The organism is Sphingobium sp. MK2 (genome assembly GCF_040170545.1).
Taxonomy (GTDB): domain Bacteria; phylum Pseudomonadota; class Alphaproteobacteria; order Sphingomonadales; family Sphingomonadaceae; genus Sphingobium.
Window position 1 is genome coordinate 1 of record NZ_JAZDXA010000049.1, and the last position, 15536, is coordinate 15536.

Genomic DNA, 15536 nt, shown 5'->3' on the forward strand with positions numbered 1-15536 from the left:
TGCCGGTTACGACAGCTGTTATAGGCGATCCGCCAATGCCCGCAGTCCTCGCAGGCCTCGACATGACCGCCAAGGGCTGCGGTGCGGCAGTTCTCGATCGCCGTCATCACCTTGAGCTGGGTGAGGCTCAGATGCCCGGCATGGGCGGCCCGATAGGCCGGTCCGGCGGTGCGAAAGATGTCGGCGACCTCGAGTGAGGTGCGCAACGGCTCAGCCGTCTGGCGCCACTTGTGGATCGGGCAGCGTTACCAACCTGTCGAGCGGGCTAATGACAGCGCGCACCGTTCGGGTGGCGACCGTGGTGTAAAAGGCGGTGGTCTCGAGGTTCGCATGCCCCAGCAGCGCCTGGATGATGCGAATATCGACCCCGTCCTCCAACAAATGCGTGGCGAAGCTATGCCGCAGGGTGTGCGGGCCGACCCGCTTGGTGATGCCCGCGGACTCTGCGGCGTCGACAACGATGCGATGGAGTTGTCGCGTACTGAGCGGCTTGAGGTAGTGCATCCCCGGGAACAGCCAGCCATCGGCATGCATGACGCCCTGTTGCCGACCAACGGACCACCACTCGCGCAACAGGGTGAGCAGGTCAGCGGGCAGGAGCGCATTGCGATATCGCCCGCCTTTGCCGCGCTCCACCCGCAGGAGCATACGCTTGCTGTCGACATCGCGGACCTTGAGCATCGTCACCTCGGCGGCACGCAAGCCAGCGCCATAAGCGACGGACAGCGCTGCTTTGTGCTTGAGGCAGGTGGTCGCCCCGAGTAGCTGCGCAACCTCGTCGGGACTCAGAACGATGGGCAAGGAACGAGGGTTCTTGACCGTATGAAGCTTGCGGGAAAGATCCGGTCGATCAATCGTGTGCGTGAAGAAGAAGCGCAGCGCCGAAACGATGCTGTTCATGGTTGGCACGCCCAGGCCTGCATCGCGCTGTTCGACCTGGAATAGCCTCAGGTCCTCCGCTGTCGCGGTATCGGGAGGGCGTCCAAGATAGGTGGCAAAACGCGCGACGTGGCGCACGTAGTCGAACTGGGTTTTGCGAGCGAACCGTCGCAGGTTCATGTCTTCAATCATGCGCTGGCGCAATGAGCTGACTGGGGTATCAGAGACACTGGTGATCATCGTACGCTCCTTGGTTGAAAGGAGTCGCGATAATCTGCCTATGCCGCAGCAGGCTCAACCAAAGCGCCGATATCAGTGGGTCAGCGGTACTTCAAATCCAGGCACCCATCCCGCGCCAGCGGGTTCGTACAGGTCCCACTTACCGCCTACGAATGCCGACCCTCGGCGGCTATTTAACCCTGCATTGCAGACTCAATAGAAGCGGACATAGTTCCGTGATCCAGTCAGTGGCCGGAATAGTCGATTTTGCTCTGGCGGCTTTGCGGTAATCCGACGGAAATCACCGATTTCGTACAGATCGCTGTTTAAAGCGCAAAGGCCCAAATCCCGCCGTTCAATGCCGTTGTGGCATTCCCCAAAACAGGACGCTCATTCAAACTTCTAATTCTGGTGTAACGAGGCCCCTTAAGCTCACCGCTGCTCGGCGCGGACGCCTGAGGTGCCCTTCTCGTAAAATAGCCTTCAATTCGCACAAGCATAGAGTGGTATAGAACACGCCGTTCCTGATCTCGTCACATCCAAAAAGCTCGACCGTATCAATGTGTGAGTACGTAGAATAAGGGTGGTCCGCCGGTCCAATGTCGATCCGAATGCGTTGGCGCTTCCCAGCGGACCAGCCTATGCTGCGGCATGACCTCAACTGCCCCGCCGGACATAGCTGCCTGTTCGATTTGCCCGCCCGCATTCCCTGGGAATCCTGACCCACGATGATCAACACGCTCGCCCTGAACCTCGTCGCAGACGTCATGGATTGGGATAATGAGGTAGCCACTAGGGAATATGGGTGGCTACGGCTCATCTCCGCTATGAAATACGACGGTTATTCCGATTTTCGCGCCGGTGTCCGCTTCCTGGAGAGTCTCGTCTCTTGGCTCCGGCACTTCGACAAGGCGGATCGACCTGCCGCATACGCCTTCGTCAAGGAACGACTGGTCTACATCTCCACGCTCGAGATGCAGCGGGTGATCGAGACCTTCATCCCCGAGATCGTCACCCCCTACCTCCGGGGGTCGGTCGCCGCCGAGCTCGGCATAAAACCGTATCAGGTGTGGCAGTCGGCCGACGGAACGAAAGCCTTTATACGCCGTCTGCGCCGGTGCCTCTTCGTCGGTCTGAGCGACGGCAGCCGCATCGACGTCCTTCGCCGCGCGAACGCGGGCCGCCTGTCGCAGGAGCAGGTTATTCCGATGATGAACGTCGACGACGAGAAGTGGAAAAGCCTGGCCGGTGATTTGAAGGAAGAGCAGGGCCCCGACGCCCGCTTCGACGACGTCTACCTCATCGACGACTTCACGGCATCGGGCACGACCTTTATCCGGTTCCCGGACGGCAAGCCGAAGGGCAAGCTCCACAAGTTCGAGAGGATCGTGCAGGACGCCAAGGCGCGGCTCACCGCAGACGATTTTCCTCTCGCGGACGGATACACGCTCCACATTCATCACTACGTCTCGACCAAGCAGGCGCACGACGCTCTCGATGAGCGCGTAGCCGAGGCGAATGAGAAGCTCCCGAACAAGAGCTTCGGCACGACGATCATAACGGAAGGCATGCTACTCCCGGGCAATCTTAGGCTCGCCAAGATCGACACGGAAACTCGGGCCGTGACCCTCACGTATCCGACAGACGGTCCGATCGTCGATCTATGCGGTCGCTACTACGACGACTATCTGTCCAAGAGACTCGAGAAGCACGGAAAGGAGGCGGGGTTGATCGACATGAAGTACGGCTATGCGGATTGCGCCTTGCCGCTGGTCCTCGAGCACAACACACCGAACAACGCGATCCCGCTCCTCTGGGCCGAGACCGAAGGCCAGTTCGGGGTTGCCATGCAGCCGCTCTTCTTCCGTCGCGACAGGCACGGCTGACCATGGCCAACCCCTTCCTCCGTCGCGCCACTGAATACGTCCGCGAGGACGAGTCCTTCCTGTCGATCGTCAGTCCGGCCCCGCTCACTACCTTCTTGGCTACCAGCCGAAACAAGGACGACATGTTCGAGGTGCCCGTCCGCATCATCGGCGCACCCGGCAGCGGTAAGACGATGCTCGCAACGCTCGCCGAGTTCCGCATGGTGGAGATGATCCTTAAGGACGAGACAAACCCAACTAACCGCACGCTCGCGGACGCGCTGGCACAGGCGGGATTCCTCAAGGATGGAAAGCCGAACGTCGCCGCCGTCCGCGTGCCGATGGAATCGGAATACCGGGACTTCTGGGAACTGCCCTACGAGCCGATTGTCAAGACGAAGCTCGCCTTCTGGCTAGTGCAGGCCCGCGCGATGCTCGGGCTCATTCGCAATCTTACGGCGAACCGGACGCGCGGGATCGACGCGATCGAATTCATTCCCCGCGCCGACCATGAGGCCCATCTCGAGCAGATCGGTGGCCTCTCCGCGGCCGGCATCCGGGATCGTGCGCTCGCCGTCCAGCGGGCGATCTATAAGGTCGGTGCCGGGCTCAGGGCTCCGAAGCTCGAGAGCCTGCCGATCGACGCCACAGCGCCCTACGCGCCCTTCGACGCCATCAGCCGGATCCGCATCGACTGGAACGGCGAAACGATCGAGATGAGCCCGCTCGTCATGCTCGATGACGTCCACGCCCTCCATCACGAGCAGTTGGAAGCCATGTTCGGCATGCTGTCCCACCGGGAGATGAAATTCGGACGTTGGATGATGATGCGGCTGGACGCCCTCAGCCCGGGAACGGTGATGCGTTCCCACGGCGATCAGCCGACCCACAACCGTGCGCAGGGCCGCGACTTCGTCGACATCCGCATGCAGGGCGACGAGAAAAAGGACGCGTCGAAAAAGCAGTTCCGAACCATGGCGCGGGATATGGCGAAGCGGTACCTGCCGATGGTCGAAGGGCTCCGGAACCGCAATGCCACCGACATCGACCGGCTCGTCCCCAGTGAACCTCCGAAGCTGAGCACTGGCCAGTTGAAGGATCTCGAAAGCAGGGTCGGCAGGGACCAGGAGAAGCTCAAGATCGGCCCGAAACGCCGCAAGGAGATCGACGACATCGTCGACGACTTCATCAGGCGCACGAAGTCCTACGATGACGGGCCCGAGGTCGCAATGGCGATGAAGCGCATCCTGATGCATCGCTACGCCGTCCGCATCGCCCGCTCGACGCCCTCGCTATTCGAAGAGATCGATCCCGACCCCAAGACGCCGCTAAAAGCCGACGCAGACGTCGCTCACGGCGCCCGCGTCCATCTACACCACGAATATAATCGCCCCCTGCACTACGGTGTCGACGAGATCTGCGACGCGAGCAACGAGAACGCAGAGGTGTTTCTACAGTTCGCGGGGGAACTCGTTGCCAATATCGAAACTAGGGCGATCCGGAACAATCCCTTGGCGCTGCCTGCCAAGGATCAGCAGTCGATCCTGCTGGAAAAAGCTAAGTCGATCATGGACTCTTGGGCCTTCCCGCACGCTAAGCGGGTCCGTCAGATGGTCGATGCCATCGGAGCCGACTGCAGGGCCGAATCCCTGCTGCCCAACGCCCCCCTCGGTGCGGGTGCGAATGCGATCGCTATCCTCGAGGAGGACATGGAGGCGATGTCGTTCGACGACGAGCTCGGCTCGGTCCTAAAATACGCGATAGCGCACGGTGCCATCACAATTGAACGGAACTATGGGCAGGGCAGCAAGCTCTGGGCACTGATCGAACTCACCGGCACGGTCGGGCTCGTCTACGGGCTCACCTTCAATCGGGGCGGCTTCCTTCCGCAGAAAATTGACTACCTACGCAAGGTATCGGGGCTGATCGATGCGTAAGCACTGGGAAAACTGCATCACGAATTTCGACGCTGCAGTCGATGACTTCGTCGCCGACTATTTCGCAGACTCGTCGCGTAATGTCCTGCTCGTCGCTGCGGCCGGGTTCGACCCTCGATCGCGCCGCATCTCGCAGATGCTTGCGGACACACTCGGAACCCGACTGTCTGCGATCTACGTCCGCGAAGAGCGTCCAGGCGCGTCCGAGGCGCTCATTGAGCAGGCGAACGAGAACGAGGCGACCCTAAAGGGGATCGTCCCCAACTCCGACGTCATCAGCATCGAAGTCTTTGCTGAAGATGGGGCGCCGGTTGGCGGCTCCCGCATCGTCGCGCGTCTGAACGAGCACCCCGTCGCCGACGTGGTGACCGACGTGATCCTCGATCTGAGCGCGCTCTCCATCGGGGTTGGCTTCCCGGCCGCGAGGATGCTGCTCGAAGATTGCGAAAGTGCTGCTAATCGCGCCTTCCATCTGATGATCGTCTCTAATCCCGAGATGGATGACAGGATATCGAGCATCCCATCGAGCCGGGCGGGATCGGTGAAGGGCTTCTCGCCGCCGATCGAGGACGACACCCACGGGCTCGCCCAGGTCTGGATCCCCCAGCTGGCCCGCGGACGCGCACTGGCGCTGACCCAGATCGGCGCAGCGATCCCGTCACGATACAAGATCTGTCCCCTCCTCCCATTCCCGGCCCGGAACCCGCGTCGCGCCGACGATCTCCTCGCCGAATACCGCACGGAGCTCGTCGACGAGTGGGAGGTCGATCCACGCGATGTCGTCTATGCCTCAGAGCGGAACCCGCTCGATTGCTATCGGACACTTTCGACCCTGAAGACCCGCTTCGACCGGACGATGAAGGGGACCTACGAGCCGCGAATGGTCCTGTCGCCGGTGGGGAGCAAAGTGCTCGCTGCCGGCGCCCTTATGGCCGCGATCGAGCATGACATGGCGGTGCAGTATCTCGAAACCGAAACCTACCTATTCGACGATACCGTGATCGGACCCCACGAAGCGCCGGACATGACCGTGCACCTGATCCTGTCCGGCCCGCTCTACGCGAGCTACGACGAACCGGCGCCGACGGAATGACGACGCCCGTCCTCACCGCGAAGCTCGACGCCCTTCCCACTACGCTCGACCTGTTCCTGGGATACGATGCCGGGCCGCTCGCCGTCTCACTCGCGGACGGTGCCCGCCGCCACTCCCTCTCAATTGGATCCGGCGGCTCGGCGATCGCAGCCGAATATCTTGCGCGCTGCCGCGACACCCTCGGTCTTGGCCCGACGACCGTGCAAACGCCAATGCAGCTGGTGACCGATTACCACGACCTCTCCGAGACCGATGTCTGGCTGTTCAGCGCCGGCGGCGACAATCCGGACGCCGCCGCAGCGTCGCAAGCAGTCTTCGACCGTAAGGCGCGGAAGGTTTATCTCGTAACCCGCAACACCGACGGATCGGCGGTACGCATCGTCGAGGGCGGAGGCGGCACCGTCCACGTCGTGCCGGTCGCCGACCCGAAAGACGGCTACCTCGCGACCCATTCGCTCATGTCCTCGGTCGTCGCGCTGCTCCTCGCCTGCGACGGGGCATCCCGAGACCCTCGAGGTGCCGCCCACCTGCTTGGTTCGCTCGCCTCCCGTCTCACGGAGATGCGAGATCCCGCTCATCGGGCGTCGATCGCTGCGCGTCTTTCGTCGCTGCGGCGGAGCGACACCGTCGTCATTGCTGGCGATTCCCACCTGAGGCCCCTGTCCGTGCTGCTCGACACGTCGATTTGGGAGGCCTCGCTGTGCCATGTCCAGACAACGGACTTCCGCAACCTGGCGCATGGTCGTCATGGCTGGCTCCACCACCGGCAGGATGAGACGCTGGTCTTGGCGCTGACGGGTACGGACACCCGAGCGACTTGGAAGGCGATCAACGATCTCCTTCCGCCTTCGCTTCGTCGGCAAGCAGTCGATCAGCGGTCGTGCGGCCGCCTCGACAACGCGCTCGCGATGATCGACGGGCTCGGCATCATAGAAGCGATGGGGACCATTCTGGGGATAGACCCCGGGAAGCCGGGCATCGGCGAATTCGGCCGCGCGATATACGACGACCACTCGCTAGCCGATCTCGCCCAGGCCCTGCCTCCGAATGTGCGGCACAAGCGGGCGGCCATCGCGAAATCCGACTCCCACGATCCCGCGGACGATCCTCTCCACCTGATCGGTCGGGAGCGCCTGCGGGCGCTGGCCGAGGCGGACATCGGCGGTGCTGTCTTCGATTACGACGGAACGATCGTGACGACCGCCGGCCGCTACTCCGCGCCCGACAAGGAGATCGCCGACGAATTGATCAGACTGCACAAGGCCGGACTCAGGATCGGGTTCGCGACGGGCCGCGGCGGTTCGGCGGGGGAAGAACTGAGGAAGATCCTGCCCGCCGACATGCTGCCGTCGATCCCGATCGGCTACTACAACGGCGGTCATCTCCGCACGGCGGATGTCGACGTCGACGAGGATCGCGCACCGGCGGACTCGGCAATCACCGAGACTGCAGCCTGGCTCAATGAGCGAAGCGATCTCTTTCTTTGCCACAGATTCAAGCACCGAGAGGTGCAGATCACCGTCGACATGGACAAGCTGCGCTATCCCTACCGCTTCCCCGTCGACTTCGAAGGCTGCGCGCCGTTCGCTGCCGGCCTGGTCCGCATCATGGGATCGGGCCACAGCTACGACATTGTTCCGGCGGCATCGAGCAAGCTTTCCGTCGTCCAAGCGATTAAGGCCGAGCTGCCCGTCGGCTTGGAAATCCTCTGCTTCGGGGACAGCGGATCTAGACCGGGGAATGATCACGCGCTTCTCTCCCATCCCTACGGCATCAGCGTCGGGGACGTGTGCGGCGCGGCGAACGGTTGCTGGTCTCTGTTCGGTGCAGGCTCAGTAGGTCCAGAGGCACTTCTCACCATCCTGCGAGCTCTGTTACCATCGGACGTCGGAAGGATTCGCGTTGATTTCGGATCGCTCGGTCTCGACAGATGACAATGAATGAGTACATAATGTGAACATGCACGACTTGCCCCTCTACCTCGACTATCGCGTCGACGTCGCCGGCACTGGGTTCGCGGTGCTCGACCGCATCTACGCCGATGGCGATCTCTTCGACGAGGCATTGGGCGGCTCGTGCGGGAACGTACTCGTGTCCCTGGCGATGCTCCATCGCCATGTTGCACCCGTCTTGGCGCTCGGAAACGATGATGCGGGCTACAGATTGATCGACGAGTTCGTCCAGGCTGGCGCCACCACGCGGTTCATCACCCGACGCGCCGACCTTCGGTCGCCCGTGCTCACGCAGGAGCTCAACACCGCATTGGGCCAGCACGAATTCAGCTTCGTGTGCCCGGAGACGCACGAGGAGCTACCGCGATACGAGCCGATCGGCCACGCCGAGGTCGCCTCCGCGCTAAACATGCTGTCACGATGCTCGATCTTTTACGCTGACCGGCTATCGGACAGCATCCTTGAGGCAATGAGGACGGCGGGTGCGGCGGGTGCGGTCATCTTCTTCGAGCCGTCCGACTTCGAGGAAGGCGAACTTTTCGAGGAGGCCCTGCAGCTAGTGACGGTTCTGAAATACTCAGAGGACAGGCTCGGCGACCGTCTGGCGGACCGTCTCCACGACTGCGTCCGAATTGTTACCTATGGTGCTGCGGGCCTCGAGGTGCGTGATGGCGGAGGGACCATCTGGTGCGACGCGATCGACGCGCCCACGGTCCTGGACACATGCGGTTCGGGAGACATGGTCAGCGTCGGCGTGATCGACTGGATCCTCACCAACAACTTCGGTACTTCCAGTCTCAAGGCTGCGGACTTGCTCGAAGGGATCGTCGCGGGTCAGCGCCTCGCGGCCGAGAACTGCGCCTACGCCGGCGCCCGGGGCCTTTTCAAGAAGCGGGGCGCCGGCTTCGTCCGCGAAATCCTGAACAGCCGCTCCGCGATCTACTGACCGGGATTCACTCCGCCGCCACGAGATAGGTGTCGGCGCCCGCACCCTGATCGCGGAGCGCCGCGCGAAGTTCCATCAACAGCTCCCCGAGCATGTTCCGGCCGACTCCGTTGACCTCGCCCCATAGACGATTGACCTCGTTGTCGACGGTCGCCGTCTCCACGAGTCTCGCCTCGCCTGTTCCGAGAAGCAGATCGAGAAGATCGGGGTGCTGCGTGAACTTCGCCCGCAGCACGGCCCGCATGCGATCAAACTTTGAGGTCGACCAGCCCGGGGCTACATCCCAGTAGTAGAGACCGTGTGCCGCCATCGCCAGAAGCGCCGGCGACGGTGCCTCCATGAGCCATTTTCGCACCGCCGGCTTACGCGCTTTGCCCGCCTGATAGGCGTGCTCGCTGGTAGCGAACGTCTCGCCCTCGAATTCGATCTCGCGCCGATAGAGGTTGCTGAATGCACCGAAGGGCTTCTCGCTGGCCCGGTAAAAGCGGATATCGTCCATCGATAACTCCTTGCAAATTTGCTTGTAATAATACATGCTAATTCGCATGAAGCCGACAAGCAAGCAATTAAATGAGCTCCACAAGCGGATTTCCAGAAAATACGCGAAGAGCAAGCTCAGCAAAGCTGATCTGGGCAGATTAGCGAACGTCCATCCAAGTCAGGTTGGCCGGATATGCGCGGGTGACTTTAAGACAATTAGCAATAATGTCGTGCAGATATGCAAGGTCCTCAAGGTGAATGTGCCTAAAGTCGACGAAGAGATCGAGATGGATACTGAGTGGGCGAAAGCGAATGCCAGCCTGCGTCGGATTTGGGACCACACCCCCGAGGGAGCCGCGATCATCAGGCGCGTCTTGGATGCCATTGCAGATTTGCGCGTGCCCGAAGCCGGTGAAGCCGACGGTCCCGAAGCCCAGATTGCCTTTTCCGCCTGAAACAATAGCGGAGATAGCGTCACCGTCAGCGCACTTTCTCGACCTGCACGAGGACAGTGCGGCATCACAGCATGAACGGACGAGTGAAATTCCTGCGCTTATTTCTTGAGCGGGCAGTCCGATCCAGCCGAATTGCTCCGATCCGCACTACATGGACAAGTGCCAGACGTTGGGTTCGGTTTTAGGGAAGCAGGATGACGATAATTGGGTGCAAAGTGGACATTGCCGCTCGCACGTAGAGAGTCGGCTATTCGCTTGGCACCGTCCCGAAGCGGACCAAGCAGAATAGCCCACTTATGCATTCATCCCACTCCCATTTGAAACCCTTAACCTGCGCGCAAAGATGCGGCATACCCAGATCGTCGTGCCATTTCGCGGCACGCTGCAACAGGCCCAACCCACTGACCCGGCCCCGAATACACGGAAGAATGCGGTATAAAGTCCAGCTCAAATATCGGCGCTAAGACAAAGGCCTCGTTCCCACAGCCAGGCTTCAATCTCGGCAAGAGTGACCTTGCCCGAATTGCCTACATTCAATATTATACCGCGCGTCAATGTTGCAACCCGCTCCGGAAGTAGCCGGTCGCGCTCGGCAGGGTCCGCTTCCGGCTCGATGACTAAATGTCGTAACACGTTGTTGGCCCGGCCTGACAATGCGGCACGGTTGGTTTGAATAGCTTCCTCCCGGGCACGTAACTCCTCACGTGACATGACATCGCGCACCCGGCCAATGCTGATCCCAAATGCTGCGGCAATTTCGCGCTGTTTCATGCCTTTGGCTTTCATGGCAATCATACGCTTTCCGCGCTCCTCTGCATCGCTTGGCTTCTGTCTGGGTTGCCGCATCGCAGGGCGTTGCACCTCGATTACGCGAACACCGTCCCAGAAGCGAATGGTGTGCAATGACGCAGATCTGATCGCATCCATTGCCCATGTTTTCCCAGCGTCAATATCTGGCACATCAACCAGCCTCATCGATGGCTCGCCCTCGTTGGAGATAAGATAAAATGCAAACGCAGGCACAAGTTCGTCCTTCGAAAGACCGTGATTTTCAGATAAAATCATTCCGTGGGCAAGATCGCAATTGCACCGCCGTTCGGCGCAAAAATACGCCGACACCAGCAAGGAATAGCAGCATATTTGCCGCAACATTCGCCCGACAATGGCTCATCCAATGTTGAAAGGGCTGGCCACGCAAACCTCATTCGCACGATTTGGGCGGGGCGTCCGTGGGCTTCTCTCGCTGCTGTCGCTCCTGATCAAGTTCACGCGCGATCTGGCGCCCCAGAAGGCGCGCAAGTCGCAGGATGGCGGCATCCGCTTCGGTAGAAAGACTGGGAGGTGCATCTCGATTGAGCCGCTTCTTCTTCATTGCGGCCGTGTCCAGGATTTGAAGCATGCCCACCTAACGGAACCGACAAACAAAGCCCGATGAAGCGGAGGAGGAATGGAGGGGGCAGGAGTTGTGCGGTGGCCATGGGCGATCGGTCCACGGTGATCGGGGTGGATCTGTTTCCAGTCGGACGAACCTGTGCTACTTTTCCAGATGGAAAGGCTCTGCAGATGCAGGATTTTGATCACGTCGAACAGACAGACGCGGTAAGCCCGCCATCGCCGCGTGCTGCCGATTGGTTTTGGCGACCATGGTACGCGAAGCTCTACTGGATAACGGCGGTGCTGTACTGGATTGGCCTCGAGATCATGATAGCCATCCCATATGACTGGATTAATAGGTCCGTGGCCAACACCATGGTGCTGCTTATCTTCATCTTCAATCCGATCACGGTTCTCGCGGTTCTCGGCCATGGTTTTTTGAAAGCCAAGGTCGCCTGCGGGGATTGGACCATGGTAGGATCTGCTGCCCCGTCCCAACCAAAATCGCTGATCGACCCCTACACGGACTCTTTCGATCTCCGATCGGGGCTTCGGCATCTTCGTCACATTGGTGCGATTAAGGACTAAGCTCATTGGTCGCGCCGACTTTTGAAGCGAGAATCCCCATCGGCCAAGCCATTATCCCGATCTGACATCAGCCGACCCGTATTCAGTACGGATGACTGTTCAAGGGAAGTGATCGGCCCGGTGACGTCGACAGTTCCGCGACCGGAATCTGCTTGCTCCAGGTAGCGATTTCGCAAGCCATCACTGCCGAGTACCTGCTGACTTAATTCTCGGGTGAAAGCCTCTTCGGGCCGCGCTGACTTTGAGGCGGTGCGCTCAGCAGCGGCTATAGCTTCGCGCACATCGTAATTCACTATATCGATTGAGGATTGCGCTGCCACTCCGAACCCTCCGCGATCCGAAATTTCCGCTGCCAGGCTTGCGGCCGCGTTTCCCGTGACGCTGTTGCCCTTCTCGGACCTGCCGCCCTCTTTCCGATCACCTCTCACTCCGCGAGACGCTGAGGCGGTGATGTTCCCGGATAAGGTTTGGCTATCCTGTGTTTGATGCTCGGCCGATCGGGAAAGCGACCGTTGCCACCCGGTCTGAACCATGATCGCAGTGACATCACGCTCCAGCGTATCGGCGACCTGCGGTTTCAGCCGCCAGTCACCCCGCCGATCCATCTCGAACCCGCCGCGCAACCAATTGGCCATGGCGGCCTGGCCTTGCGCGCCGCTGCCCAGGAAATGCTCTATCGTATCCGGCCCGGCCTGTTTGCCGGCTTCGAACCGCGTACTGGTGTCGTTGCGCGCAGACTGGCTGAACCCGGTGCTGCTCGAGACGAGCAGATCATTATGCGCAAAGCTGAACCGGGCGTGCCCGCCATTGGCGATCGCGCCAAGCTGGCTTTCGTTGATAAGCCCGCCTCGCCACATCTGCGCGGCCAGTTCCGGCGTCAGATTGAGGCCGATGTCGCCATTCTGGTCCATGGCGATCTGGCGCTTCGACAGCTCCACGCCATGGGTGCGCAACAGCGCCTGGGTGCGGGTTAGCCGCTCCTTGTCGACGATGCCGGTCAGTCGCGCGTTGCGTGCGCGATCGGCAATGCCCTCCGCGCCACCTTCAGCCATATCGACCTGGTTTCCGGCATTGCCCGCCAGCGCGCGAATGAAAGAATCCAGACGCGCGGCTTCGCGCACCGACACACCGGCGGCCGCAGCGCCTTGGGCAAAACCAGCATTGTCCGCCTGGCGCCGCTGCTCACCGATCTGGGCCGAGCTGCGCACGCCATCAGGTCCGATCTCGCGCTGCGCGTCGAGCTTGCCCGAACGCTCGGCAAAATCATAACCGGCGGCTTCGCGCGTGCGACCATAGACGCTGGTCCCTTCGCGCGCCGCCTCGGCACTCGCGCCGTCTGCGGTTCCCACTTGTACAGCGGCGTTGTAGCTTTCCAGGGCGCGCAGCACCTGCGCCTCGTTGCGACCGGTCGAACGCGACAGCTGGCTGATCGCGGTCGATCGCGCTTCACCTGACAGCGCATTGATGAACCCGATGCGCCGACTGGTCTCGGTGACGGAGAGACCCAGCATGCCTGCGGCCTCGCGCTGCCCCTGATTATGCCCGGTGCGATGGGCCTGTTCGGTCGCCACATTGCCGCGTTCGACCGCCGCAACCCTGTCGCCGGTATAATCCCGGCGGCCTTCCATCGCGCCAACCTGCGTCTGCGCGGCGGTCAGGTCATTACGCAGCATCTGTTCCTGATCGAAGGCGTTGGCGGTGATCTTGGCAAAGGTCGGATCAGCACCGGCCTGGGCTATCACGGTCGACGCCTTGAGCGCCGCATCCTTCGCATCATAGCCACTGCGCTCAAAATGCCGCTGCGCGCCCGAGTGCATCATCTCATAGGCTTGGCTGTCGCCGAACGCCTTCCACTGCACCATATTCTGCGCGAAGGCGGCAAAAGCGCGTTCGCCGCCCTGGCCTTCGCCGAAGTAGTTCGTGCTAAGCTTGCGGAGCGCGTCTCCCTGCGCAAAATTGTGGATCGCCGAGGTCGCCGCATTGGCGCGGATCGCACTGGCCGTGGCAGGATCGTTCAAATCCCGCCCGGCAAGGGCAGGAGAGAGCCCGCCCAGTTCCCGTGCGGCATCGGCCCGACCCAGCCCGAACGCCGCCGTTCCTGACGCGCCGCCGCCATGTTCTCCGATGACCGACCCGGCTGACGCAAAGGCGCGGTCGAGACCAAAACTGCTGCGTTCGCCAAAATCGCCGAACCCCGCCGATGTGGAGCGTCGCGCCATCGTGCCACCGGCCGAAGCCTGCGCTTCGAGCGCGGAGGCATAGCCCTCGCTTGTCCCGACCGTTGCTGCCGCCATGCTACCCTGGCCCTGGACACCGAGCATGCCTGACGTGAACGCGGTGAACATATTGCCCGAAAAGCGGAACACGGTGAACACGAACGCGCCCGCCAGGCCCGCCGCTGCTGTTCGGAACGACCCGAAGATGGCGAGCGCCTTCATCGCCGCCGATGGCGCAAGGATCCAGCTATCGGCGGCTACGTTGGTCGCGCGCAGTTCGGCAAGCACATCCATCGCCCGCCCAAGGGTAAGCTGATAGATGCCGGCATCGATCACGCCCCAGAGCGCGACAAACACGAACAGGCCGAGCGCAAAGCTCGCGACCCGCAGGTTGATCGGCGTCAGGATGAACAGCAGCGCGATCGGCATCATCATGAGCATGATCGCGAAGACCGAGGCCCGGATGGTCGGCATCCACTCATTGGCAGTAGAAAGCGTCGCAAGTCCGTTCGACTCGATCGCCCGGTTCGCCATCACCCGCGCGGTGGCAGCCGGTGAATCCTCGAACAGGACGTCGCCCACGGTCTGGCCGAGCAGGATGTTGGTGAGGAATTTTTGCCGGCTCATGGATTGGCCGAGCATCATGTCGCCCAGCGCATCGATCTGCTGGCGGCATCGATCGCGCTGGCTCGCTTGGGTCACATCGAACCCGGTGCGCGCGCAGACCTGATCGCTATAGGCGTCGAACAAAGTGGCATCCGACAGGCGGTCGGCGATATACGCCCAGGCTGCATCGCAGCTCATCGTCGTTCCCGCCTTGTCGCTCGGCGTGAAGACGGTCGAGAAGGTCGCAGGGCCCGCCATCGCCGCAAAGGAAGCAGGCAGGTCGGTCGAGGTCCGGAACAGCTGATCGTCATCGACGCCATAGGCGGGAGACACACGCGCCACCGGATAGCATTGGCGCACATAATCCTTCACGCTCGCGTCGAGGAAGGTGTCGACGATCGGGCTGCGCGGAGAAACCGCGTTGAGGAACAGGTCGAACGCATGACCACCTGCGCCAAATTCCAGCTTGGCATTGGGATCGGTGGTGTTGTCATCGATGGTTTCAGCCAGCGCCCGTTCCATCAGATTGGTGACGCCAGCCACCAGCACGATGAGATTGGGAACGTCGCCGACCGGCTGATAGGCATTGCGTACCCGGTCATAGATGTGGACGGTGCCGGTCGTGGCGATCATGCCGGCAAACAGGCCGATGCCGACCAGCATCTGGAACCCGAAGGCGACCAGGCCCATGCCCGATCCCCGGATACTGGCGATGACCGCGCCGAACGCGATGCCGGCCACCGCGATTATGACGACCAGCGTCTCATAGCGCGGATCACCAAAGATCATCGCCACCAGATGGAACGCGTCGACGGTTTCGGAGAAGCCGTCCCAGGTGTGATAGCTGGCATCGATCGCCAGCGCAGGCGCGGCGCTCAGCAAGCCAAACAAGACGCATGCCATGCGGATCAGGTAGCGCATGGCTC

At 61.5% G+C, this 15536-nt stretch carries 13 protein-coding genes; 7 read left to right on the forward strand and 6 right to left on the reverse strand.

Going from position 1 to position 15536, the window contains the following annotated elements:
* Together V2I08_RS17630 and V2I08_RS17635 are read right to left on the reverse strand one after the other, a co-directional pair.
* On the reverse strand, positions 1-206 hold a 206-nt coding region (locus tag V2I08_RS17630; protein ID WP_349636187.1), incomplete at its 3' end, for a transposase zinc-binding domain-containing protein.
* Between the two features lie 4 nt (positions 207-210).
* Positions 211-1119: a site-specific integrase gene (locus V2I08_RS17635; protein ID WP_230189213.1), complete on the reverse strand. Its 909-nt coding sequence runs from the start codon at positions 1117-1119 to the stop codon at positions 211-213.
* A gap of 707 nt (positions 1120-1826) precedes the next feature.
* On the opposite strand from V2I08_RS17635, the gene V2I08_RS17640 reads away from it, so the two are divergent.
* From V2I08_RS17640 to V2I08_RS17660, 5 genes are read left to right on the forward strand one after another with little or no spacing between them, the layout of a single operon-like run.
* Positions 1827-2984, forward strand: coding sequence for a hypothetical protein (locus V2I08_RS17640; RefSeq protein WP_349636188.1), 1158 nt, complete (start codon positions 1827-1829; stop codon positions 2982-2984).
* A gap of 2 nt (positions 2985-2986) precedes the next feature.
* Entirely contained in the window at positions 2987-4900 is a 1914-nt protein-coding gene (locus V2I08_RS17645) for a hypothetical protein (RefSeq protein WP_096063026.1), read from the forward strand.
* Entirely contained in the window at positions 4893-5993 is a 1101-nt protein-coding gene (locus tag V2I08_RS17650) for a hypothetical protein (protein ID WP_096063027.1), read from the forward strand. Before V2I08_RS17645 ends, V2I08_RS17650 begins: the two co-directional genes overlap by 8 nt.
* Positions 5990-7927 (forward strand): hypothetical protein, encoded by a 1938-nt coding sequence (locus V2I08_RS17655; protein ID WP_349636189.1) that lies wholly within the window; start codon positions 5990-5992, stop codon positions 7925-7927. Before V2I08_RS17650 ends, V2I08_RS17655 begins: the two co-directional genes overlap by 4 nt.
* 25 nt (positions 7928-7952) lie before the next feature.
* Positions 7953-8891 (forward strand): PfkB family carbohydrate kinase, encoded by a 939-nt coding sequence (locus V2I08_RS17660; RefSeq protein WP_349636190.1) that lies wholly within the window; start codon positions 7953-7955, stop codon positions 8889-8891.
* Positions 8892-8898: 7 nt separating this feature from the next.
* On the opposite strand, the gene V2I08_RS17665 is transcribed toward V2I08_RS17660, so the two are convergent.
* A complete protein-coding gene (locus V2I08_RS17665; RefSeq protein WP_096063058.1) occupies positions 8899-9390 on the reverse strand; it encodes an NADAR family protein in 492 nt (163 codons plus the stop codon).
* A gap of 46 nt (positions 9391-9436) precedes the next feature.
* Between V2I08_RS17665 and V2I08_RS17670 the strand changes: the two genes are divergently transcribed.
* On the forward strand, positions 9437-9826 hold the full coding sequence (locus V2I08_RS17670) for a helix-turn-helix domain-containing protein (protein WP_349636191.1): 390 nt from the start codon (positions 9437-9439) through the stop codon (positions 9824-9826).
* Between the two features lie 447 nt (positions 9827-10273).
* Here V2I08_RS17670 and V2I08_RS17675 read toward each other — a convergent pair whose 3' ends face one another.
* Together V2I08_RS17675 and V2I08_RS17680 are read right to left on the reverse strand one after the other, a co-directional pair.
* Positions 10274-10891 (reverse strand): hypothetical protein, encoded by a 618-nt coding sequence (locus V2I08_RS17675; protein ID WP_349636192.1) that lies wholly within the window; start codon positions 10889-10891, stop codon positions 10274-10276.
* A 136-nt stretch (positions 10892-11027) separates the two neighbouring features.
* Positions 11028-11225 (reverse strand): hypothetical protein, encoded by a 198-nt coding sequence (locus V2I08_RS17680; protein ID WP_349636193.1) that lies wholly within the window; start codon positions 11223-11225, stop codon positions 11028-11030.
* Positions 11226-11302: 77 nt separating this feature from the next.
* Here V2I08_RS17680 and V2I08_RS17685 point away from each other — a divergent pair, with 77 nt between their 5' ends.
* Positions 11303-11788 (forward strand): hypothetical protein, encoded by a 486-nt coding sequence (locus tag V2I08_RS17685; RefSeq protein WP_349636212.1) that lies wholly within the window; start codon positions 11303-11305, stop codon positions 11786-11788.
* A gap of 2 nt (positions 11789-11790) precedes the next feature.
* On the opposite strand, the gene V2I08_RS17690 is transcribed toward V2I08_RS17685, so the two are convergent.
* Positions 11791-15531, reverse strand: a complete 3741-nt coding sequence (locus tag V2I08_RS17690) for a conjugal transfer protein TraG N-terminal domain-containing protein (RefSeq protein ID WP_349636194.1) — start codon at positions 15529-15531, stop codon at positions 11791-11793.
* Positions 15532-15536 lie beyond the last annotated feature (5 nt).